A 23,123-nucleotide genomic window follows, 5' to 3' on the forward strand; every position below is an offset into this window, starting at 1 on the left:
TAAGAGTTAAGAGTTAAAAGTAGGCTCCGCTAATTCAGGTATCCTGACTGAGCGGAGCCTACTTTTAACTCTTAACTCTTAATTTTTAACTACTTAAGCCTTTCCAGGGCCTTCCGCATGGCTTCGGTCTGGCGACGTTTCTGGAGGATGACCGGGGCGGCGACCCGTTCACGGCAGTCGAAGATGCCGCAGCGTTCGCAGGCTTCGTTGACGATTCGCAGGCTGATTTCGGGCGAAACGGGATTCAGAAACCGCATTTTCTCGCGCAGGGTGTCGTTCATGGCAAAGCACATCGAGACGCTCATGTTCTGGTGCTGATGCGGCTGGTGCGGGTGCGCCACCGAAACGATAAAATAGGTCTGGCCCGAATCGGCGTACGTAGATACCTGCGCCCGGCAGAGGGTTCCGTTGAAGTTCTTGTTCTGTTGCAGAAATGCCAGTTCCTGAAGAATCGTCAGGGCAATCCAGCGGCGGCAGTGGTGTTCGTCGACCATGCCTTTGGGGCCCTGCTGGCGCGTCAGGTGCATTTCTTTCGTCAGGGAGAAGACATTCTGACCGGCCGTGTTGTTGAACCGGTAGAAAAAAAGCTGGCTGATGCCAAAGTACCGGGGCAGGAGGTTGCTGAGCCGGTAAAAGAAGCGCTCCGGCGTGGCACCGAACGAATGAATGAAGGCCAGAAAGGCGTCATTGCTCCATTGCGGACGGGCAAAAAGCTCCTGTAGCCGCCGAATCAGTTCCTCGCGGCGGATCAGGATGGCCCCGGCAAAATAAGAGGCTTTGTAGTTGTTCAGAATCTGCTCAAACGACTCCGCTTCGACATAGGCGTAGGTCAGGGGCCGGTTTTTCAAACCCAGGTACTGAAAACCCGTTTCCCGCGCCAGGATAAACAGCCGCTGTTCGGACGAAAGGTGGGCGTTGAGGTACAGCGTACTGGACTCGGGCCGGAAAACCGACCGCAGTGCCGCCAGGTCCGGGTGCGTCGTCCGGTCGAACACCTCGATGCGGTAATTGTATTCCGAGCGGAGCAGACTCGTCAGCAGGGCCTCGTCCACCACGGCGCTTCCCGCGGCGTACCGGGTCAGAAAACTGTCGGCTTCGGCTTCAATTTCTTCGAAATAATTGTCGTGCATTTCCTGATACGACCGCAGGACGGCCATGTACAAGCGCTCGACACTCATGTTGTAGCTCCGGCCGATGTCCATGAAGGTGCTGATCATAGCGCTGACCTTGGCCGGCGCTTCGGCCAGCAGTTCCAGCAGGTCGGACGGATCGATGCCGAAAAGCTCCAGGGGAATTTCTGTCAGAAAACGCGAGCTGAGCAGGTCCGAGATCGGCTCCAGCTTCTTGGAAAGTTTCAGCGAAACGAGGGTATCGTACTCCACGCCCATCGCTCGGGCAATGGCCGCAATTTTGTCGGTCTTGGGGTATTTCCGTCCCTTCTCGATTTCGGTGATGTACGAAATCGACAGGCCGGACGCCTGCGCCAGTTCGCTGACCGACAAGCCTTTGTCGAGCCGGAGTTGACGAAGTTTTAAGCCAAAAAGAAGTCGAATGTGGTCGGTATGTACAGGCAAGGTAGATCGTGTCAGTGGTTTCCGGTCGGCGGCTCCCCGCAGGGATGTAGCCGACCCTGTCCACAAAGATACAACAAACCGCTGAGGATTGGAGAACCCGCCCGCGGTGTCTCCGGCGTGGCGAAAAGACTATTTTTTAATCCCGTTGAAGACCATGTTCTTGACCACTTTCCCTCCGTTGGCGGTGGTCTGGGCAATGGCGGTGATGTTCAGATTGGCACCCGAAAATTCACCCGAACCGGCATAGTCCGCCTCGAAGGTATTGTACTCGTTGATGTACACTTTCTCCTTCTGTTTCAGGACGGTAAACTTGTTTCCCTGAAGCTTCGCTCCCACTTCCTCATTGTAGTTTTTGAAGGCGATGGCCAGCTTGAGTTCGTCGGCGGCAGCTCCCTTGGTAATGACGATGGTGCCGGAAGCGGTTTCCTTCGGGACAAAGGGGAAATCGTTGAGCGTCGTACTGGAAGTATAGGCAACGTCGTAATTGCCGATGTACTGGTTACGCGGATCGACCGCTTCGGAATTTTTGTCCTTGCAGGCCTGAATATTTACCAGGAAAAGAAAAAGCAGAAAAAGGAGCCCTGAACGTTTCATATGGATAGGCGAATGATTAATATTCTATTAAACGGTCAAAGAACAAATTACGTATCTTTTCCTTAATTTTACCTTCTTCTGCAACGTTTTGCGCTCATTAAGAATCTAGGTATAAACTAAACCCCTTTTGAAATATTTGCGTTATGTCCCTGTTTCGTATACCACCTGATTAAGATGTCTAAACAACTACCTGGATTCTGGGCCCTTCTGTGTCTGTGCTTTTTTACGCTGATACAGACGGCAACTGCTCAGTCCAATTATACCATCAGCGGCCGGATCACCGATGCCGCTACCGGCGAAGGCGTGCCATTTGCCAGTATCGCCCTTCGCGGAAAAGCCGTCGGCACCACCTCCGACGCCGATGGTCGATATTCCCTAAAGACCAGCCAGATCAGTGACTCCCTCGTTATTTCCAGCCTTGGCTTTCAGACCCGTTCTGCCCCCCTGCTGCGTATAGCCGAGCAGGTTATCGATGTCAAACTGGCCGCTTCGGCCGCCAAACTGAAGGAAGTAAAAGTATACGCCAAAGGAGGCGACCCGGCCTACCGGATTCTGCGCGAGGCCATCCGCCGCGCGGACCGCTACGATCCCGCCAAACTCTCGGCCTTTCAGTACGAAAGCTACACCAAGATCGAGGCGTACGTCAACAACTTCAAACGGCCCCGCAAGAATGGCCGTCGGCCCGGCCCGGTCGGTCGGCTGCTGAGCAAACTGCCGGCCGTGACCGACGAGGAAGGGCTGCCCGCCGTCCCGGTGTTCGTTTCCGAGAACTATTCGGACTATTACGAACGGCACGACCCGCTGAAAACAAAGGAATTTATCCGCAAAACCCGCATTGCGGCGGTCGGCATTCAGGACGGAAGCCTCGTTTCGCAGTTTACGGGCGCTTCGTTCCAGCAGTACAATTTTTACAGCAACTTTCTGACGGTTCTGCGCAAGGACCTGCCCTCGCCGATGGGCGGCTCGTGGAACACCTACTACCAGTTTCACCTGATGGATACGCTCAGGGTCGGCGAATCGGTCTGCTTCCAGATTGATTACGAACCCAAACGCGAAACCGACCTTGCCTTTAACGGGACCGTCTGGATTGATACCACCCAGCTTTCGCTGGTCCAGGTAGAGGCCCGGGTGGGCAAGCGGGCCAACATCAACTTTGTGGACGAAATCCGGATTGAGCAGGAATACGAGGCGACTTCGTCCGGCCACCGGCTGCCTTCGCTGACGCAGATCATGATCGACATGGATGAACTGACGCCGAGCGCGCCCGGGGCTCTCATCCGCTTTTTTATCGCCGCCACCAACATCAAGGTCAACGACGTTCACGACCCGAAGTTCTACGAACCTGCGCTTGAACTGGCCGAAAATTACAAGGAAAAAGACCCGCAGTTCTGGAAAGGCATCCGGCCGGAGGTCGTGACGGCGGAGGAAATGCGGGCGTTCGAACTGGTCGATTCGGTCCGGAACATTCCGCTCATCAAGTATACGGGCGAGGTGCTGCGGCTGGGTTTCAACGGGTACCAGTCGCTGGGAAAGCTTCACCTGGACGTTGGACCGTTTATTTACACTTACGCCAATAACACACTGGAAGGCAATCGGTTCCGGGTCAGCCTGCGCACCAATCCGGGCTTCAGCCGGCGGTGGCTTCTCAGCGGTTATCTGGCTTACGGCACCCGCGACCAGCTGTTCAAGTACGGCCTCGCGGGCGATTATGTGCTGTCAAAAAAGCCGTACACCATCATGGGGGCCCGTTACAGCTACGACCTCGAACGGGTGGGCCTGAATCCGGAGAACCTCAACAACAACTCCATTCTGCTGGCCTACGCCCGGTTCGGCAATTACCGGCGGCCGTTTTTTCAGGAAAGCTACTACGGCTACATCCGGCGTGAACTCGGCAGCGGCTTTACGCAGACGGTTGCCCTGCAGAACCGGAGCTTCCATCCGCTTTTCCCGTTTGCTTACCGGACCGAATCGGCCAATGACCCGCAGGGAGGACTGGGCACCGACTTCCGGACCACCGAACTGCAATTGGAAACCCGGTTTGCACCGGGCGAACTGATGGTGCAGAACGACAACGAACGGTTCAGTGTGGGCGCGACCAACAAACCGGTTCTGACGCTGCGGTACGCGCTGGGCATGAAAGGGGTTTTTCACGGCGATTTTTCGTACCACCGGCTTTCGGCGGATTTCCGGCACTCATTCCGGGTTGGCGTGCTGGGGCGGACTTTTTACAACATCAACACCGGCCTCATTCCGTCGACGGTGCCCTACCCGCTGCTGCACACGCCGCTGGGGAATGAGTCGTACTTCTACGTGTACAATGCCTTCAACATGATGAACTTCTTCGAGTTTGTCTGTGACCGGTACGCTTCGCTGAAGTTCGAGCACAACTTCGAGGGCCTGTTTTTCAACCGGATTCCGGCGATCCGGCGGCTGAAGTGGCGGACGCTCGTCACGGCCAAGGTGCTTACCGGTGGTGTGAGCCGGGCAAATCAGCTGCTTGTTCCACCCCTGGATGCCAGCGGACAGACCGTTCAGGGTTTCCGCGCCCTCGGCAGAACGCCGTATGTGGAGGTCGGGTACGGCATCGACAATATCCTGAAACTGTTCCGCGTCGATGCCATCCACCGGCTGACCTACCTCGACGGTAAGAGCGTAACCGGGGTGCCCATCCCCAAATTCGCCGTGAAAGTGTCGGCGTATGTTAGTTTATAAGTCGTAAGCGGTCCGCCGCTCATATCTTTGGTTTTCTTTGATATAGTTGGAAAGAGTGCAATTTTGGGTTAGTCCCTGACAGGGGTGGGCAGCAGCCCGGGTTCCGCCGCTAACACGTCTATGATGACGATGTTGTACCGCTGGTCTATCTGTCCACCCTGCTTTTTCTCAGTAACTTCAACAGTACCTATGGATACGGTTCTGTACTGTAATCCTGCATACATGTGCAAAAGACGAGAAAAGCGGTCAGTTCACTTCTAACCCTTATCCACTATGAAAGCGACAGCTACCTTCCTACGTTACGGGGTGGGCTTTGACATTGGCAAAGACACCATTCACGTTTGTGTTTCCGTTATGGACACCACCGGAAAAGTGACGGTCAAAGGAACCACTAAACTAGTTAACAAGGCGGCCGCTTTCTCAGGACTAATGACCTGGCTAGGAAAGCACTGTAAGCAGACAGACCTACCGGTTCGCTATGTCATGGAAGCCACAGGCGTTTATCATGAGACCCTGGCCTGGTATCTGTTTACCAAATGTAAGCTTCCCTGAAATTAGGACAGTGTAGGATTAGACTCATAAAGGGCTAATTTTAACTGTCACATGAAAAAGAAGACTTTCACCGAACCTCAGATCGTTGCCATCCTCAAACAGTACGAAGGGGGACGCGAAGCAATGGATGTTTGCCGCGAATACGGCATTTCTAAAGCCACTCTGTTCAATTGGCGCAGGAAATATAGCGGCATGGAATCGACTCATCTTAAGGAGCTTAAAGCCCTACAAGATGAGAATCGGCGTCTTAAACAGATGTATGCTGAACTGAGTCTGGACTACAAATTGGCGAAGGAGATCATCGAAAAAAAGCTTTAGGGCCTTGTCAGCAGAAAGCGTTGGTTGAGTGGGCAGTGGAAAAAAAGGTGTCTGTAGGCAGGGCCTGCCGTGTTGTAGGCATGCATCGTTCCCGCTGGTACTATCAGAACCGGAAAAATGACCAACCGGTGATTGATAAGTTGCAGGCTTATGCTGAAGCGTACCCCACTCGTGGCTTTGATGACTATTATGGCAAAATCCGGAATGAAGGTCTGGTGTGGAATCGTAAGCGGGTATTACGAGTGTACCGGCTACTGAAACTCAAGCACCGAAGACGACATAAGCGACGACTACCTGCACGGGTTAAGAAGCCATTACAGGTACCTCAAGCAGCTAACCACTGCTGGAGCATGGACTTTGTAGCGGATGCTTTAGTTAGTAAGCGAAAGATCAGAGTGCTAACGATCATGGATGATTACAGCCGGGAGGTTCTGGCAGCTCATGCGGATTTTTCGTTGCCAGCCCAGAAAGTAGTTGATGTACTCAAAGACATTGCGTTACAACGGCCCCTTCCTAAACGAATACGCGTCGATAATGGCGCAGAGTTTATCGCTGATAAATTCACCAAGTGGTGTACTGATAATAATATCGAAATTCTATACATCCAACCCGGAAAGCCTATGCAGAACGGTTATATTGAACGGCTAAACCGTACCTTTCGGGAAGATGTGCTAGACGCTTATTTGTTCGAGTCACTCGAAGAGGTAAGGATACTATCGGACGAATGGATGGACCGGTATAACCGTTTACATCCGCACCAGTCGTTGGGTGGCTTGGCTCCAGCAACATATGCCAGGCAAACACAAACCAAAGTCTAAAGGCTTACTGTCCGATTTCGGGGAAGGCTACACAAAGACCAATCGGTCAGTGTGGTCCTGCCAAACAAAGCAAAGCACTACCTCAAAAGCCTGGGTCTCAAGTCTAAGAATGACCGCATTGATGCACAAGGGCTGGCTCGTATGACGCTTGAACAGCAACTGCCGCTTTGGCAACCACTCTCGAAGAACATATACAGTCTGCGGATGCTAACTCGTCAACACCAAAGGTTACAGGAACTGAAGACCCAAAGCCAGAATCAAAAGCACTCTATTGAGTACAGCCAGTTCAGCGATGGGTTCATCCTCAAACAGCTTGACAACCTCATTACTCTCTATGACAGGCAGTTGACCGAAATCAGTCAGGCCATTAATGATCTGCTGGACGATGATCAACCTTTACGGGAAGGCATTGATCGGCTGAGTGCCATCAAGGGGCTGGGCCGACTGTCGGCCGCTACACTAGTGGCAGAGACAAATGGCTTCACGGGCTTTGAGAACGTACGGCAACTAGTGAGCTTTGCTGGCTATGACGTAGTGGAAAACCAATCGGGCAAACATATCGGTAAGACGCGCATCTCAAAAAAGGGGAACAGTCGCATTCGTCGTATCTTGCATCTACCCGCTCTCAATGCGGTGCGTTTTGGTGAACCTGGCTGTGCCGCCCTTTATGAGCGGGTCTATAGCCGATCACGCATCAAAATGAAAGCGTATGTAGCCGTCCAGAAAAAGCTGCTTACTCTATGTTATGCTCTCTGGCGCAACGGGTCTGAGTACGAGCCTAGTTACTCTCCAACTACGACAAAGAACGTATCGGACCAGGCTAAAAAAATAGTCCCGACTAGCGGGACTACACAGGACCAAGAGGCCGAAGCCATCTTGTCCCACAGGTAATTCAAAGATATTGAAAAAATACTAACTCAAAACTTGCAAAGCACGACAGTACCAGCGGTCGTAAGTGGATTCGCCAGGTTAGGAAATGGGCGGAGCCGCTTACGACCGCAGCGGCGGACCGCTTACGACTTACGACTGATTGACTGGTTTTACCAATTCTTTCGCTTTAGCCCGTCCGGGTTCAGCAGGCGGATGTTGCCGTCGGCAATTTCGATCAGCTTATCCTGTTTGAATTCGCTCAGCGTCCGGATCAGCGATTCGGTGGCCGTGCCGACGATGGAGGCCAGATCGTCGCGCGAAAGCTGGATGGCCCCGCTTCCGCCGTTCTCGGTTTGCTGGCGGTGCAGACGCAGCAGTGTATCGGCCACCCGGCGGCGCAGCGAGTGATATGCCATGCCCAGCAATTGCTGTTCGCGCTCGGTAACCCGGTTGGCCAGCAGTTTGATGAACTGGTTGGCCACGTCCTGGTTCCGGCTCAGCAGGTCGAGAAAGTCCTCCCGCGGAATGTAAATGAGTTCCGAATCATCCAGGGCCACGGCCGAATCGGTCTGGTCCGTATCTTCCAGCAGACTGATGTAGCCAAAAAAGTCGCCGTCCTGGTAAAGGCCGGTGATTAATTCTTTTCCGTCCGGGTTGGTTTTGAACGTCTTGATCCGGCCCGCTTTGAGGAAATAAAGCCGCGTTGGCTCGTCCCCCTCCGAATAGACGTACTGCTTTTTCCGGACCGTATGCACCTTGCGGTCCGTCTTCAGAGAGTCGATGCCGCCCACGGCTTTTGCATCGTCCAGAAATTCTTCAAGACCCTCTTTGGTGGGTTCGTAGGCCGGGCGCATCTGCTGGAAGCGCCGCAGCCGGACTTCGACGGCGGTGAGCAGTTCACTTTCGTCGAACGGCTTGGTCAGGTAATCGTCGGCGCCCAGTTCCATGCCTTTCCGGAAATCAAGGCGCTCGGTTTTGGCGGTCAGGAAAATGAAGGGAATGCCCGACAGCTCCGGATTCTTGCTGAAGATATGCAGGACACCATAGCCATCCAGAACCGGCATCATGATGTCGCAGATGACTAAGTCAGGTTTTTGGGTGAGCGCCTTCTCGACGCCAATTTTTCCATTTTCGGCGGTATGGACAGTGTATCCCGCGAGTTCCAGAATTTCGGCGGTATTTTCACGGATATCGAGGTTGTCCTCAATAAGCAGAATGGTTTTCATGCATAAATGAGATAGTGACGGTTGTACCTTTGTTCAGTTCGCTGCTCAACTCAATGGTGCCGTTGAGCAGTTCAAGGTATTTCGCCACAATATGCAATCCTAAGCCGGTACCTGCAAAATTAGTTGCGTTTTTTGCCCGGAAGAATCGCTCAAACAGGTGCTTCTGGTCTTCTTCCGAAATACCGATTCCCTGGTCCTGGACTTCGATCCGGGAGTTGGTTCCCCGGCACCAGCCCCGTACCCAGACGGTGGTGTTTTCGCCCGAATACTTCACGGCGTTGGAAATGAGGTTGACCAGCACCTTGCGCACCAGCGACTTGTCGAGCCGGACCTGGGTGTTGCAGTCGATTTCGGCCTCCACCCGCTGACCGGCTTTGAGCATACTCTGCATGTCCGCAATCACGTCCGCGATCAGGTCGTTGAGGTGGAAATACGAATAGGTCGCCTCCACCTTGCCTTCTTCGAGTTTTCCGACCGACAGAAATTCTTCCAGAATGTCGTTCAGGTGATTGACGGATGACTTTATACGCTGGATGTGCCGGTCGCGTTTTTCCTGCTGTTCGGTGGTGGTGTATTTCTCCAGCAGTGAGGCCGACGAAAGCACGGCGCTGAGCGGCGTCCGGAATTCGTGGGAAGCCATCGACACGAAGCGGGATTTGAGTTCGCCCAGTTCGCGTTCGGCGGCCAGGGCAATGGCCAGTTCGTCCTTCGACTGTTCGAGCTGGTGCAGCGTGGCCAGCAGGGCTTTTGTCCGGTCGGCTACCTTCTGTTCCAGTTCCGCGTTCATCTGTTCGATGCGGTTTTTCTGCTCGATCAGGGCCCGTTCTGCTTCTTTTTTGTACGTTATATCGATGATGTAGGCAACGGCGTACAGTTCATCGTCCTGGCGAAAGTAGCTCAGGCTGATTTCGGCGGGAAACACCGTGCCATCTTTGCGGCGGGCGTACAGATCGCGGCCGTGGCCCATCGACCGAATCTGCGGATTGGTATTAAACGCATCCCGGTAGCGTTCGTGGGTGTGCCGCACCGAATCCGGCACGAGCAGTTCAATCGGCTTCCCGACGAGTTCTTCTTCCGAGTAATGAAACTGTTTCTGGATGAAATTACTGGCCGAAACGATGGTTCCCCGGCTGTTGCAGACAATGATGCCGATGGTGGCGTTGGTAAAGACGGCGCCGTAGCGCTGCGAACTGTGTTCCAGCTGGCGCTCCATCGACTCCATCGTCCGGACGTGCTCGATGTCCGTCACCCGGACCACGATGAACTTCCTGTCTTCGTGCCGGAACGGCGACATCTGAACGCGCGCCTTGAAAGGCACTCCGTCGGCCCGCAACAATTCGACCTCTTCCACGTGCATCCCATCCCGCTCGATGAGCCGGATGAGTTCCTCCTGCTGTTCGACCGAGAGCGGCCTGCGGCGAATGCTGTTGCCGTAGCGCTCGAAGAACACCTTTTCGGACTCTACCCCGAACAGCCGGACGCCTGCCTCATTTACCCGGACAAACCGCTTGGAATCAGGGGAATAGACCCCCACAAATTCGTCCGATTCTTCAAAGAGCACATGAGCCAGGTCGCAGTAAAACGTATCTGAGAAGGTTGTTTTTTCCATAAACGCATCAAAAACACAGGCCGCCAAAAGGCGGCCTCCGCCTTACAAACTGAAAAAATAAGTAAAATTTCTGAAATACGAAGGATTTGTATCCCTGACGGAAGTCAGCACGACCGCTGACGTACCTCATTAAGGATGTTGTTTTATCCTTGCAATTTTACGATTGTAACGGAGTGTCAATAGTTGAATTATGAGAACTACCACGTATCGGCCAATTCTGGTTTCGCCCAAAACGGCAGTGCTGCTGGTCTTCATGCCCGGCAATGCTGCTCAGCGACTCGCCGTCGAGTTGCAACTGGAACGTGTCGGAACGGTGCTTGGAAATGAGTTGAGAATTACGCTGGTCGATGATGCCACGCATCCGGAGGTAGTCAATAGCTTTAGCATCAATGCACTGCCCGCTTTTGTTTTGCTCAAACAGGGCACCGAAGTCTGGCGCCAGCTCGGCCTGCTGGAAACTCCCGAACTCATTCGCTCCCTTTCCGGACAACTGAACAACCTTCAACCCAATCTGTAACTGTAGCCACGTACCCACTTACTCGTTTAGCGTTCTAAACGCAGAGAAACGGACCCCATCACAGGTGTCCGTTTTTTATTGCCGGAAACCATCGCCCCGCGTCAAGGCGCGCCGGGCGACTTTCATTTGGTTCGGTGGCACAGCGGGGCGCTCGGCACTTCGGGGCCTTCCCCGGTCGGATGCCCGGCGGCTACGTAGGGCATTACGCCCCGCACGATCAGCAGCAGAGCCACCACCAGCGTCATCACCGGCAGAGCCTTTGAAAACTTCTGACGCAGCTTGACGGGCAGCAATTCCGGAACGAAGCGGATTCCCAGCAGGGCCGGCAGGGTTCCCAGCCCAAACAGGGCCATGTAAGCCGCACCTTCGGTCGCCGAACTGTTGGCCAGCGAACCCGCCATCGCCACGTAAACAAAGCCGCAGGGCAGCAGGCCGTTCAGAAAACCCATGCCGAGGAAATTGCCAAGACTTGGCGCGTGCAGCAGTTGCATCATCGGCCGGGTCACCGTCCGGCCGAGCCAGGTGGAGCGCAGCACTTCGGGATACGCCCGGCTCGTCAGCGTCCAGAAAAGCAGCAGCAGACCGGCTCCGATGGAGATCGGCTGCTGCAGGCCGGTCAGCACGAGACCGCGGCCCACGGTGCCCATCAGGGTCCCCAGGAGCGCGTACGCCGAAACCCGTCCGGCATGGTACAGCAAAACCGCACCGGCACGCTGCCAGCGCGGTAACCGCCCGATGGGCAGGGCCATCGCCAGCGGACCACACATGCCCACGCAGTGCAGACTTCCGGCCAGACCGGTCAGTAAGGCAGTGTAATACCAGGGATTCATGGTTAGTGAAAAATGAACCGCGGCGGCGGTTAATCATTCATTGAATAAACAGCTCTTTTTCGGAGAAGAATTCCTGGCGGCCGTCGCTCCAGGAGAACTGCACTTTCCAGTATCCTTTGGCCATCCGGGCGGTGGAGATCACTTTCCGGTTGGGATGTTCGGCCGGGATGCGGACGCGAAAATCCTGCTGGCGATCGGCCGGGCGGTAGAAGGTAATTTCGCCTTTTCGTAGTGCCTGCGGCAACACAAAGGCCACTTCCTGCTGGTTAGGTTCGTAGGTCATATCGAGCGATGTGGTTAGTTTCGCTGTATTGGACAATCTGTCGATCTGCTGCTGGTACTCCATCTCGTTCTGATAATAATCTTCGCGCACCAAATCCACGCGCTGGCGGGTCATCCAGAAGACCATGCCGCCAATAAATCCGGCAAACAACACAAAGACCAGCACAATACTTTTTCCCCAGTTCATACGAATGGTGTTTATTTCCTTACAAAAATCAGCAAACCCCTCCGTCCCGAGCATGACCCCGGTCAGGCAAAAGCGAAGCTTTTATCAATTAAGAGTTGTGAATTAAGAGTTAAAAGTAGGCTCTGCTGATTCAGGCATTATGTCCAAGCAGAGCTTACTTTTAACTCTTAATTCATAACTCTTAACTCATAATTCTTAACTCATTTTACCGGTCCGAGGAACGTCGTTTTGACCCGATCCACCACTTCGCCACCGGCTACCACCTCGATTTCCAGTTTGGTGCTGGTTTCGGTAATGGCTTTGTCGGGCAGCAGGATGAAGAAGGAGCCTTTGGCGATTTCGGCGGATGGCACCGTCTGGATGGGCAGCACCATCCGGATCTGCGCGTCGGGGCGCGTCACGCGGAACTGGACGGGCAGCGCCTGGTGGGTCTTATTGACAAATTCGATGTTATACAGATTGGACACCAGGCCACCCGTTTCGGTCTGGTACAGCTGGCCCGGAGCCCGGAGCACGGTCGTTTCCACGTCGGCCCGGCTGGCCATCAGGTACACCCACAGGCCCATGATGGCGACCAGTACGGCGGTATAGGCTTTAGTGCGCGTGTTAAACGTCAGCGGCTGGCCCTTTTCGATGCCTTCCAGCGAGTCCACCCGGATCAGCCCTTTCGGCCGGTCGATCTTATCCATGACGTTGTTGCAGGCGTCGATGCAGGCTGTACAGTTGATGCATTCCAGCTGGGTACCGTTGCGAATATCGATTCCGGTCGGGCAGACCTGCACGCAAAGCTTGCAATCAATACAATCCCCTTTAGGAGCTACTGCACCCCCGTTTTTCATTCTTACTTCTTCATTCTTGATTTTTTTTCCGCGTGGCTCGCCGCGGACGTAATCGTAGGCAACCACCATCGAATTTTTATCCAGTAAAACGCCCTGCAACCGCCCGTACGGACAGATGGTGATGCAGACGATTTCGCGCAGCCGGGCAAACACGAGGTAGAAAACGGCCGTAAAGATCAGCATCGAAGCCAGTCCGCCGATGTGGTTTACCGGATTGTCGGTGACGAGCTTCAGCCAGTCGCCTTTGCCGATGATGTACATCAGAAACGTATTGCTGATCGCAAAGGCAATGAGGAAGAAAACGGTGTGCTTGGCCGTCTTTTTAAAGGCTTTTTCGCCGGTCCACGGCCCGTTGTCGAGGCGTTTGCGGGCGTTATGATCGCCTTCGATCCAGGCTTCGATCTTGCGGAAAACCATTTCCATGAAGATCGTCTGCGGACAGGCCCAGCCGCACCAGACGCGGCCGTAGACCACCGTAAACAGGGAAATAAAGATGATGAAGGCAATCAGGCCAATGGCGACGAGGTGGAAATCCTGCGGCCAGAACGTGACCCCGAAGAAGATGAACTTCCGGTCGAGCACGTTGAACAGGAACAGCGGGTGTCCGTTGATCTGGAGCCAGGGGCCGACAAAAAGCGCCGCCAGCAGCGCCCAGGCCACGACCGTCCGCCAGCGAAGCAGGGGGCCGTTTTCCACCCGGGGGTACAACCATTTCCGCTTGCCGTCCTCGTTCTGGTTGGAAAGGTGTTCGCGGAAATAATCGTCGGTTCTATGTTCGGTTTCGGTTACCATAACTATTCAGGGAGCGGTACTACATGTGCCCTAAAATTCCCCCAAAAACAGCAATCCCCGCATGACGGATGTCAGATGCGGGGAAAGCTTTGGTCAGTTATGAATTATGAGTTAAGAATTATGAGTTATAAATCAACGGTGTTAACGGCCACAGCGAAGCGCTTGTAACTCTTAACTCATAACTATTTCAGCGCCAGCTGCATATCTACCTTTTCGCCCTGTGGCTCTTTGGCGCCGACGGGCTTGCTGCCCTGGAGGGAAAGGATGTAGCTGGTGACCTGCTGGACCTGCAGCGGGTTCAGTTGTTTTTTCCAGGCGACCATCCCTTTTTCGGGAACCCCTTCGGTGATGGTGTGGAAGACCGCCTTGACGTCGCCGCCGTGCAGCCAGTATTCATCCGTCAGGTTCGGACCGACTTTCCCTTCGGCGTTCTGGCCGTGGCAGGCGGTGCAGTACTGGTTGAAGAGCGTCTTGCCCGATTCCAGCGCGGCGGTTTCCCGGACAAAGGTCACCGTGTTTTCGTTGATGGAGCCGGCCACTTTCGCCAGGTATTCCTCCCGGGCTTTTTCGGCCACGGTGACTTCTTCCGTATACTCCTGAATCTGCAGTTTGCCCGTGCCGGTCATGTGGTAGCCGATCAGGTAGACCACCGCAAAGGCGATCGTGCTGTAGAACAGGTACATGAACCAGGGCGGCGTCGGGTTGTCGAGTTCGGCAATGCCGTCGTACTCGTGGTCCATTTTCAGGTCTTTTTCTTTGGCCAGCGGAACCAGACCCGTCAGGCTCTGCCAGAACGTTTTGGGTTCTTCCACCGCCTCGACGGCCCCGGCAGGCTGGCTCAGTTTCTTCACGTTCAGGTAAAGAGACCAGGTAGCCACGGCCACCACGGCGCAGACCGCAACAAGGCAGCACAGGATAACGGCCAGGAACAGGTCTTCAGGTGTTTTTATCTCCAGCAGAGGTTTCTCTGCGGCTGCTGCGGCCGGAACAGCCTGCAGCAGGATGGTTGATAAGGTCATAGCGGTATCAATCAGAAATATTAGGCGTTTGAATCTTCAAGCGGCAGGTTTGCCAGATGCTTGAGGTGGTTCTTGTCTACAATGAACAGGTACAGACCGACCAGGACGAAGAACACCATGAACGTCACGAACGAAGTCACCATGAAGACGTCCGCACCCGGAATTTTATCGATGAATTGCTTAAACATATTCAGTTAAGAGTTAGGAGTTATGAGTTATGAGTTAGCTGGTCTGGACCAGACCAACTCATAATTCTTAACTCTTAATTCATAATTACTTTTGGGCTGTTTCCAGCTTCTTGATGTCCGTTCCCAGGCGCTGCAGGTAGGCAATCAGGGCGACGATTTCCTTGTCCGGGGCTACTTTGATGCCTTCCTTGGCCAGGTTCGCCGCAATCTTCTGCGCCTGTGCTTCGGCGTCGGCCTGGGCGTTGGCGATCTGGATGTTGTCGTACGGCACGCCAACGGCTTTCAGCGCTTCCAGCTTATCGCCGGTCCTGGCGTAGCTCAGGCTCTGTTCGAGCAGCCACGGATACGCAGGCATGATCGAGCCCGGTGACATGGAAGCCGGTTCGCGCATGTGGTGGTAGTGCCATGAGTCAGGATACTTGCCGCCTTCGCGGAGCAGGTCCGGACCCGTACGCTTCGAACCCCACAGGAACGGGTGGTCGTAGACGAACTCGCCGGCTTTGGCGTACTCGCCGTAGCGTTCGGTTTCCGAGCGGAACGGACGAACCAGCTGGCTGTGGCAGCTTACGCAGCCTTCTTTGATGTACAGGTCGCGGCCTTCAACTTCCAGAGCCGTGTAGGGCTGCACCGTGGAGATGGTCGGTACGTTCGATTCCACCATGAAGGTCGGCACGAGTTCGATCAGCGAACCGATCAGGATAACCACCAGGGAACCCACCAGCAGGGGGATAGGCTTGCGCTCAAACCAGCGGTGCCAGTAGGCATCGTGGCCGGTCGGCGTGTAGGCTTTTTCCAGCGCCGGAGCTTCGGCCGCTTCGTTGGCCGTCAGCGAACCCGCCGCCATGGTCTTGAACAGGTTGTAGGCCATAATGATGGTACCTGTCAGGTAGAGCACACCGCCCGCGGCCCGCATCATGTGCATCGGCAGAATCTGCAGGGTCGTTTCCAGGAAGCTGGGGTATTTCAGGACACCTTCATCCGTGAAGTCTTTCCACATCATCCCCTGTGTAAAGCCGGAAATGTACATCGGAACGGCGTAAAACAGGATACCGAGTGTACCGATCCAGAAGTGAACGTTGACGAGCTTCTTGGAGAACAGCGGCGTGTGGTACATACGCGGGATCAGCCAGTACAGCATCGCAAAGGTCAGGAAGCCGTTCCAGGCCAGGGCACCGACGTGAACGTGGGCAACGACCCAGTCCGTGAAGTGCGCGATGGCGTTGACGTTTTTCAGCGACAGCATCGGACCTTCGAAGGTAGCCATCCCGTAGCCGGTCAGACCCACGACCATGAACTTCAGAATCGCATCTTCGCGCACTTTATCCCAGGCGCCGCGCAGCGTCAGCAGCCCGTTGATCATCCCGCCCCAGGACGGAGCGATCAGCATGATCGAGAACACCACGCCCAGCGACTGCGCCCAGTCGGGCAGCGAGCTGTACAGCAGGTGGTGCGGACCCGCCCAGATGTAGATGAAAATCAGGGCCCAGAAGTGCAGAATCGACAGTTTGTAGGAGTAAACCGGACGGTTGGCCATCTTCGGCAGGAAGTAGTACATCATGCCCAGATACGGCGTCGTCAGGAAGAACGCCACGGCATTGTGACCATACCACCATTGAACGAGCGCATCCTGAACCCCAGCGTACAGCGAGTAGCTTTTCAGGAAGTTGACCGGCATTTCCATTGAGTTCGTCAGGTGCAGCACGGCCACCGTGATGAAGGTCGCGATGTAGAACCAGATGGCCACGTACAGGTGACGCTCCCGGCGCTTGATGATGGTACCGAACATGTTGATCCCGAAAACCACCCACATCAGCGTGATGGCGATGTCGATCGGCCATTCCAGTTCGGCGTACTCCTTGGAGGTGGTGATTCCCAGCGGCAGCGTCAGAGCGGCCGAAACGATGATGAGCTGCCAGCCCCAGAAGTGAATCTTGCTCAGCAGGTCCGAGAACATCCGGGCTTTACAAAGCCGTTGCAGGGAGTAATAAACACCCATGAAAATGGCGTTCCCAACGAAGGCAAAAATAACCGCGTTGGTGTGCAGCGGGCGAATCCGGCCAAACGTGGTGTACTGGTTACCGAGGTTGGCGGCCGGCGCAAAAAGCTGCGTCGCGGCGATCACCCCGACCAGCATTCCCACGATACCCCAGATGATGGTGGCGATACCGAAGTTGCGGACAATCAGGTTGTCGTACGCGAAACGCTCCACTACAGGCGCGGCGGCGGTGCCGGGCTGACGCCTTTCCGGGGCCGCGTGTGCAGAAGGTTCGAGAGATACATTCATGGTTTACTTAGTTACAGAAACAGGTTTATTATGTGACGAGGAAGGTTCAGAACTGGTATCATCAAGCAGCATCCGCATGGAGGGCGTGTAGAGATCATCGTTCTGGCCGGTTCGCATCGACCAGAAAAAAGCCCCCAGAAACCCGAGTGCCATCAGAAGACTTACGCCAATCATGAAGAAGATGACTTGCATGGCCGTAGTGGTTACTTTTGGTTGTTCAAAATTGCCACTAATGGCACCGGCGACCCATGAGGATTGTCAGAGAGGGGAGTGATTTGGGTCAGTGGGGACGTCCGGGACCTGACATTTATCCGGCGTTCGGTTCGATTTTCGTATCTTCAGCCCTGATTTAACGAATTCCCCATGCCCTGTTCCCCGCCAGCGATGCTGACCCGAGTAGTTGTGCTTCTGTTTTTCTGGTGCGGTATTTCCCTCGCCGCTCCGGCCCAGACCCCTTTCCCCGACCGCTGCCTCGGCGTCTGGAAAGGCACCCTGCATCTCTATTATCAGGGAGTCGTCAAAGACAGCGTCCCCGTCCGGATGACCGTCGCCCGGACCGCCGACCCCGCCGTCTGGGCCTGGAAAACCGAATACCTTTCGGTCAAAAACCCCGTGGTGAAGGATTATGCCCTCAAATTGACGGACAAAGCCGCGAACCGCTACGTCACCGACGAAGGTAACGGCATTCTGCTCGACACTTATCTGGTCGGAGACAAGCTCTACAACGTGTTCGAGGTCAGTGGCAACCTGCTGACGGCCACCTACGAACGGGTCGGCGAAAACCTCATTTTTGAAGTGACTTCGGGGAAGAAAGGCGAAACAACCGGAGAAGGCGTCGTGAATTATACCGTCCGGAACGTGCAGCGGGTGGTTTTTCGGAAAGAAAAATAAGCGCGGCGGAGTTACTCCTGCCGGTTGAGGCCGTTGAGGAGGGCGGCCATGTCGTCCGTATTCAGGACCCGATCCACCGCCGCCACCGCCAGCGCCTGCATGGGCATAAAATCCACCCGGGCCGTTTCGGGCTGCTGCACGACCGTCAGTCCGCCCGCCCGGGCAATGGCGTTCAGCCCTTCCGCCCCGTCGGCGTTGGCTCCCGACAGCAGAATCCCGACGGCCCCGGCCCCGTACACATCCGCCGCCGTCTCGAACGTCACGTCAATGGACGGGCGGCTGAAGTTGATTTTTTCGGAATCATCCAGTGAAAAAAAGCCTTCCCGCTCCAAAAGCAGGTGGTAGTCGGCCGGAGCCAGGTAGATGGTGTTCGGCAGGATCGGGTCTTTATCCTCCACCTCTTTGAGCGGGATTTCGGTTTTAAAGGCCAGCAGCGTCGCCAGGACCGAGTCAGCGGCGTTTTTGCGGTGAATCACCACGACGATTGCGAAACGGAGCGGCCCCCGCAGGGCGGGCAGTAGCCGGAGCAGCACGTCGATGCTCCCCGCCGACCCGCCGATGACCACCACTTTCCGTTCTGTCTTCATCGAAGCTTTCGCCATATTTTGTCCGTTCCTACCTGCTGGTACCCTGTCTGCAACTGCGAAAACCGGATGGTTTCCTTTGACCCCAGCGCCAGATAGCCAAGCGTGCCGAGGCTTTCGTCAAACAGCGCCAGTACCCGGCTCTGCAGTTCCCTGTTAAAATAGATCAGCACATTGCGGCAGAGAATAAGGTCGAATTCATTGAAGGAACGGTCCGAAACGAGGTTGTGTACGGCGAAAACCATGCGCTGGCTCAGTTCTTCCCGGAATTTGACGTGGCCGTAATGCGCGGTATAGTAGTCCGAAAAATTCGCTTTCCCGCCCGCAAGCTCATAATTCTGCGTATATTCCTTCAGCGCCGCCTGGTTGTAGATGCCGCTCCGGGCCTTTTCCAGCACGTCGGGGTTCAGATCGGTGGCGTAGAGCAGCGTCTTCTGGAGCAGCGCCTCTTCTTTCAGCAAAATAGCCATCGAAAAAACCTCCTCCCCCGTCGAGCAGCCCGCGTGCCAGATGCGGATAAACGGCTTGGCCGCCAGCGTCGGCAGCACCGTGTTCCGCAGAGTTTTGTAAAACCACGGGTCCCGGAACATCTCCGTGACGTTGACCGTCAGCTCCTCGACAAACCGCTGCATGTACGCCGCATCGGACCGGATGCGGCGGCGGAGTTCCAGCAGGTCGCCGAACCCGTCGAGCAGCCGAATCCGGGCGATGCGCCGCCGGAGCGACGTCCGGGCGTACTGCGTGAAGTCGTAGCCGTAGCATTCCATTAAGTCATTCAGCAGCCAATCGAGCTCTTCCTCCTCCAGCATAAAGTATCTCTGGTAACCCCTACCGCCCTGTTTCTTTTTTATTTATCATACAACCATACGCGCAGCAGCGACAGCAACTGGTCTACGTCCACCGGCTTGGTGATGTAGTCCGAGGCTCCGGCGTCAATGCACTTTTCCCGGTCGCCGGTCATCGCTTTGGCCGTGACAGCAATCACGGGCAGGGATTTCCAGCGCGGGTTTTCGCGGATTTTTCGGGCAGCCTCGTAGCCGTCCATCTGCGGCATCATCATGTCCAGCAGCACCACATCGACGGACGGGTTTTCTTCCAGTTTCTCCAGCGCCTCCTTGCCGTCGAGGGCCGGGATGATGGTCATGTTGTACTGCTCCAGCGCCTTGGAAAGGGAGAAAATGTTCCGCACATCGTCGTCCGCCACCAGCACGGTCTTGTTGGCCAGCACCTGTTTCAGCCCGGTCTGCCGTTTGACGGGCCCCTGCGGACCGCCCGGCTGCGACTCTTCGACCAGATGCAGGAACAGCGACACCTCATCCAGCATGCGCTGGTACGAATGGGCCGTTTTGACGATGATCGAATCGGCGTATTTTTTGATTTTCAGCTCCTCGGACATCGACAGACTTTTGCCCGTAAAGATGATGATGGGCAGATTTTCCAGACCCGGCGTTTTGCGGGCTTCGTCCAGCGTTTCGTACGCCTTGCTGTCGGGGATGCCCATGTCCAGAATCACGCAGTCCACCTCGTTCTGTTTCAGAGCACCGACGCCCTCCCGGATGTCGCTTTTCAGTTCGGAGTTGATGTTGAACGTTTCCAGGAAGTACGCCAGCGCCCTGGCGTGCTTCGGATTGTCTTCCACGATCAGAACCTTTTTCGGATTGCGGTTCAGGACGTATTCGAGCTTTTTGAAAATATCCTGCAACTGGTCGTAGGCGACCGGCTTGTCCACAAAATCGATGGCTCCTTTCAGCAGACTTTCGTTCTTCATCCGGTGCGAAGACATGATGTGCACGGGGATGGGCCGGGTCTGCGGGTTGGCCTTCAGCGCGTCCATGATTTCCCAGCCGCTCATCACGGGCAGTTCGATATCCAGCAGAATGCCCTGCGGCCGGTACTGCGTCGCCAGCTCCAGCCCTTCGTCGCCCCGGACCGCCACCAGCCCCCGGTAGCCTTTTTTCCGGGCAAAATCGAGCAGGGTCTTCGCAAAATTCGGGTCGTCCTCCACGATCAGAATGACTTTGTCCTGCTCCCGGATGAGTTGCCGGTCGTCGGGAATCGGTTCGGGAATGTGCGGACTGATAAACCGGGCGTGCCCCGTCGGCCGGGGCGTGAGGGCCACCGGCGCCTGGACCGCCACCGGCGCCGGAGCCGACGGCTGCTCCGGCTGGAACGGTATCCGGACCGTGAACTCGCTGCCCCGGTTCACCTCGCTTTTGAGCTGGATGTCGCCGCCGAGCAGCTTGGTCAGTTCGCGGCTGATGGACAAGCCGAGGCCCGTGCCGCCGTACTTGCGCTTTGTCGAACCGTCGGCCTGCTGAAACGCCTCGAAAATGATGGGCTGCTTCTCGGGCGGAATGCCGATGCCGGTATCGGCCACCCGGAAACTGAGCTGGCCGTCCTGCCGTTCGATGGTCAGCGTGACGCTGCCTTTAGCCGTAAATTTCAGCGCGTTCGAAATCAGGTTTTTCAGGACCTGTCCGAGCCGCTGTTTGTCCGTCTCGACGGTGGCCGGCACATCCGCCGCGACGGTAATGCTGAACTCCAGCCCTTTTTCGCGGGCCATGACGGCAAAAAGCGACCGCAGTTCGTCCGTGATTTCGGCCACCGCCACCTGGTGCACGTCGAGCTTCATCTGCCCGGCTTCGATCTTCGACAGGTCCAGAATTTCGTCGATCAGCCCCAGCAGACCGTTGCCCGACGACTGGATGACCCGGGCGTATTCGATCTGTTCGGCGTTCAGGTTCTGTTCGGCATTTTCGGCCAGCAGGCGGCTCAGGAGCAGAATCGAGTTCAGCGGCGTCCGCAGTTCGTGCGACATGTTGGCCAGAAACTCCGACTTGTAGCGGGTCGTGAGTTCGAGTTCCCGGACTTTCGTCTGAATCTCGTCGTTGCGTTCCTCCAGCAATTTGCCCCGTTCTTCCAGTTCCTGGTTGGTCTGTTGCAGTTCTTCCTGCTGCACGCGCAGTTCCTCTTCCGACGCCTGAAGCTTCTGCGCCTGCATTTCCAGCTCCACATTCAGATTCTGAAGTTCATCCTGCTGGCTTTGCAGTTCTTCCGACTGGGCCTGCGTTTCTTCCAGCAGATCCTGAAGCCGCCGGTAGTCCAGCGCGGCGTTGACGCTGATGGCCATCGCATCCCGGTTCTGGTCCAGCAGCGTTATTTCGAGCGGGTCCGGCTTCCGGAGCAGGCCCAGTTCAACGGCCCCCACGCACAAATCCGCGTACCATAACGGCACGACCATCAGCGAAGTCGGCCGGGCTTCTCCCAGCGACGAACGGACGCGGGCGTAATTTTCGGGAACCTCGTCGACGACCACCGGATGCCGGGATTTGACGGCCTGCCCAACCAGCCCTTCCCCGCTCCGGATGAGGGCGGGGGCACCCGCCGCGGCGTAGCTTCCGGCCAGTTGGTACGTGCCCTCGCTTTCCAGCAGGTACACCGTTCCCAGCGGGGCCTTCAGGTAACCGGCCAGCGTTTCGATCATGTTTCCGGCCAGTTTCCGCAGGTTCCGTTCCCCGCGCATGGCGTCGCTCAGGCGGGCGTTGCCCGTTTGGAGCCAGTTCTGGTTCTGCAACGTCGTAAACGTCTGCTGCAGGGCTCCGGTCATCGTATTCAGGGCTTTGCCAATGCGGCCGAGGTCGTCGTCTTCCAGGTCTTCACTCCGTACGGTGTAGTCGCCTTCGGCAATTTTGTGGGTAATGTCTTCCATGACCGCGATCCGGCGGGAGGTCTGGAGGTATTTTTCCCGTTCCTCGCGCTGCCGGGCGATGCGGTGGTCGAGGTCGGTTTTGATCCGGACGTAGGCAAAGGCCGTAATCAGCATGGAGATAATGGCCGCCACCACCAGCAGAAAAGGCGTGTAGGTGATGTAGAGCTGCTGCCGCTGAACCCGCTCGGCCAGCAGTCCGGTTTCCGCTGCTTTGACCCGATCCACCTGCGCCCGCAGGTTCTGCATGATCACCAGTCCCCGCTTCAGTTCCGCGGTTCGCTGGCTGGCGGTCGAGTTGCGCTGAAAAAGCGCGATTACCCTGCGCATCTGCACAAACCGGATTTCGTACAGCCTCCGGACTTCCGCCAGATTGCGCTGCTGGACCGGATTATCGCTGGTGAGGGCGAGCAGTTTGTTATGGCTGTTGGTCACCCGGCCGTAGGCCCCGTTATAGGGCGCGAGAAAGTCCGGGCTAAAGGTCAGCAGGTAGCCCCGCTGGCCCGTTTCGGCGTCCTTGATGGCGGAAATGATGCTTTCCACCTCCAGCAGCACTTCGTTGGTATGATTCACCATCTTCGAGTTGGCGATCAGCCGCTGGATGCTCCAGAAAGAAGCCACCAGACTGAACAGCAGCAGCACCGTCGAGAAGGTAAACACAAACCGGAGTTGCCTGACCACCGAATGGGAATTGATTGATTCTGGCATGGAATGACGATTGATAAAGCGCA

General features: G+C 55.8%; 21 protein-coding genes. 7 read left to right on the plus strand and 14 right to left on the minus strand.

Annotated elements, in window-relative coordinates:
* Window positions 1–89 precede the first annotated feature (89 nt).
* The gene (locus ORG26_RS00720) at window positions 90–1,574 is read right to left on the minus strand and encodes a helix-turn-helix domain-containing protein (protein WP_266366402.1); all 1,485 of its coding nucleotides are present in this window, start codon (window positions 1,572–1,574) and stop codon (window positions 90–92) included.
* Window positions 1,575–1,703: 129 nt separating this feature from the next.
* Window positions 1,704–2,168, minus strand: a complete 465-nt coding sequence (locus ORG26_RS00725) for a hypothetical protein (protein WP_266366404.1) — start codon at window positions 2,166–2,168, stop codon at window positions 1,704–1,706.
* 174 nt (window positions 2,169–2,342) lie between these two features.
* Between ORG26_RS00725 and ORG26_RS00730 the strand changes: the two genes are divergently transcribed.
* The 5 genes from ORG26_RS00730 (at window position 2,343) to ORG26_RS00750 (ending at window position 7,459) form a co-directional block, all read left to right on the plus strand.
* Window positions 2,343–4,880, plus strand: coding sequence for a DUF5686 and carboxypeptidase-like regulatory domain-containing protein (locus ORG26_RS00730; protein ID WP_266366406.1), 2,538 nt, complete (start codon window positions 2,343–2,345; stop codon window positions 4,878–4,880).
* A 273-nt stretch (window positions 4,881–5,153) separates the two neighbouring features.
* Entirely contained in the window at window positions 5,154–5,432 is a 279-nt protein-coding gene (locus tag ORG26_RS00735; RefSeq protein ID WP_266366408.1) for an IS110 family transposase, read from the plus strand.
* A 51-nt stretch (window positions 5,433–5,483) separates the two neighbouring features.
* On the plus strand, window positions 5,484–5,750 hold the full coding sequence (locus tag ORG26_RS00740) for a transposase (RefSeq protein ID WP_266362041.1): 267 nt from the start codon (window positions 5,484–5,486) through the stop codon (window positions 5,748–5,750).
* A 47-nt stretch (window positions 5,751–5,797) separates the two neighbouring features.
* A complete protein-coding gene (locus ORG26_RS00745; RefSeq protein WP_266369398.1) occupies window positions 5,798–6,568 on the plus strand; it encodes an IS3 family transposase in 771 nt (256 codons plus the stop codon).
* Between the two features lie 51 nt (window positions 6,569–6,619).
* Window positions 6,620–7,459, plus strand: a complete 840-nt coding sequence (locus ORG26_RS00750; protein WP_266366410.1) for an IS110 family RNA-guided transposase — start codon at window positions 6,620–6,622, stop codon at window positions 7,457–7,459.
* A gap of 149 nt (window positions 7,460–7,608) precedes the next feature.
* Here the strand turns inward: ORG26_RS00750 and ORG26_RS00755 are convergent, their stop codons facing one another.
* Both ORG26_RS00755 and ORG26_RS00760 read right to left on the minus strand, forming a co-directional pair.
* Window positions 7,609–8,664, minus strand: coding sequence for a response regulator (locus ORG26_RS00755; protein ID WP_266366412.1), 1,056 nt, complete (start codon window positions 8,662–8,664; stop codon window positions 7,609–7,611).
* Complete coding sequence (locus ORG26_RS00760; RefSeq protein ID WP_266366414.1) at window positions 8,642–10,273, minus strand: sensor histidine kinase; 1,632 nt, start codon at window positions 10,271–10,273, stop codon at window positions 8,642–8,644. Before ORG26_RS00760 ends, ORG26_RS00755 begins: the two co-directional genes overlap by 23 nt.
* A 190-nt stretch (window positions 10,274–10,463) precedes the next feature.
* Here ORG26_RS00760 and ORG26_RS00765 point away from each other — a divergent pair, with 190 nt between their 5' ends.
* Window positions 10,464–10,790 (plus strand): YbbN family protein, encoded by a 327-nt coding sequence (locus tag ORG26_RS00765; RefSeq protein WP_266366416.1) that lies wholly within the window; start codon window positions 10,464–10,466, stop codon window positions 10,788–10,790.
* 122 nt (window positions 10,791–10,912) lie between these two features.
* Here ORG26_RS00765 and ORG26_RS00770 read toward each other — a convergent pair whose 3' ends face one another.
* The 7 genes from ORG26_RS00770 to ccoS all read right to left on the minus strand — a co-directional run bounded on the left by ORG26_RS00770 (window position 10,913) and on the right by ccoS (window position 17,403).
* Window positions 10,913–11,620, minus strand: a complete 708-nt coding sequence (locus ORG26_RS00770) for a sulfite exporter TauE/SafE family protein (RefSeq protein WP_266366418.1) — start codon at window positions 11,618–11,620, stop codon at window positions 10,913–10,915.
* A gap of 37 nt (window positions 11,621–11,657) precedes the next feature.
* Complete coding sequence (locus ORG26_RS00775; RefSeq protein WP_266366420.1) at window positions 11,658–12,089, minus strand: FixH family protein; 432 nt, start codon at window positions 12,087–12,089, stop codon at window positions 11,658–11,660.
* 200 nt (window positions 12,090–12,289) lie between these two features.
* Window positions 12,290–13,720 carry a cytochrome c oxidase accessory protein CcoG gene (gene ccoG, locus ORG26_RS00780; protein ID WP_266366422.1) on the minus strand — a complete coding sequence of 477 codons (1,431 nt, stop codon included), beginning with the start codon at window positions 13,718–13,720 and terminating at the stop codon, window positions 12,290–12,292.
* Between the two features lie 182 nt (window positions 13,721–13,902).
* A complete protein-coding gene (locus ORG26_RS00785) occupies window positions 13,903–14,739 on the minus strand; it encodes a cbb3-type cytochrome c oxidase N-terminal domain-containing protein (protein ID WP_266366423.1) in 837 nt (278 codons plus the stop codon).
* 20 nt (window positions 14,740–14,759) lie between these two features.
* On the minus strand, window positions 14,760–14,927 hold the full coding sequence (locus ORG26_RS00790) for a hypothetical protein (protein WP_266366425.1): 168 nt from the start codon (window positions 14,925–14,927) through the stop codon (window positions 14,760–14,762).
* A gap of 85 nt (window positions 14,928–15,012) precedes the next feature.
* A complete protein-coding gene (ccoN, locus tag ORG26_RS00795; protein ID WP_266366427.1) occupies window positions 15,013–17,211 on the minus strand; it encodes a cytochrome-c oxidase, cbb3-type subunit I in 2,199 nt (732 codons plus the stop codon).
* A gap of 3 nt (window positions 17,212–17,214) precedes the next feature.
* Entirely contained in the window at window positions 17,215–17,403 is a 189-nt protein-coding gene (ccoS, locus tag ORG26_RS00800; protein ID WP_266366429.1) for a cbb3-type cytochrome oxidase assembly protein CcoS, read from the minus strand.
* A 192-nt stretch (window positions 17,404–17,595) separates the two neighbouring features.
* Between ccoS and ORG26_RS00805 the strand changes: the two genes are divergently transcribed.
* A complete protein-coding gene (locus ORG26_RS00805; RefSeq protein ID WP_266366431.1) occupies window positions 17,596–18,102 on the plus strand; it encodes a hypothetical protein in 507 nt (168 codons plus the stop codon).
* Between the two features lie 11 nt (window positions 18,103–18,113).
* Here the strand turns inward: ORG26_RS00805 and ORG26_RS00810 are convergent, their stop codons facing one another.
* Genes ORG26_RS00810 through ORG26_RS00820 form a run of 3 tightly spaced genes read right to left on the minus strand, consistent with a single transcriptional unit; the run spans window position 18,114 to window position 23,100 of the window.
* Window positions 18,114–18,689 (minus strand): chemotaxis protein CheB, encoded by a 576-nt coding sequence (locus tag ORG26_RS00810; protein WP_266366433.1) that lies wholly within the window; start codon window positions 18,687–18,689, stop codon window positions 18,114–18,116.
* Entirely contained in the window at window positions 18,686–19,495 is an 810-nt protein-coding gene (locus ORG26_RS00815) for a CheR family methyltransferase (protein WP_266366435.1), read from the minus strand. Before ORG26_RS00815 ends, ORG26_RS00810 begins: the two co-directional genes overlap by 4 nt.
* Before the next feature lie 38 nt (window positions 19,496–19,533).
* The gene (locus tag ORG26_RS00820; RefSeq protein WP_266366437.1) at window positions 19,534–23,100 is read right to left on the minus strand and encodes a response regulator; all 3,567 of its coding nucleotides are present in this window, start codon (window positions 23,098–23,100) and stop codon (window positions 19,534–19,536) included.
* Window positions 23,101–23,123: the final 23 nt, after the last annotated feature.

The organism is Tellurirhabdus rosea, from assembly GCF_026278345.1.
GTDB classification, from domain to species: domain Bacteria; phylum Bacteroidota; class Bacteroidia; order Cytophagales; family Spirosomataceae; genus Tellurirhabdus; species Tellurirhabdus rosea.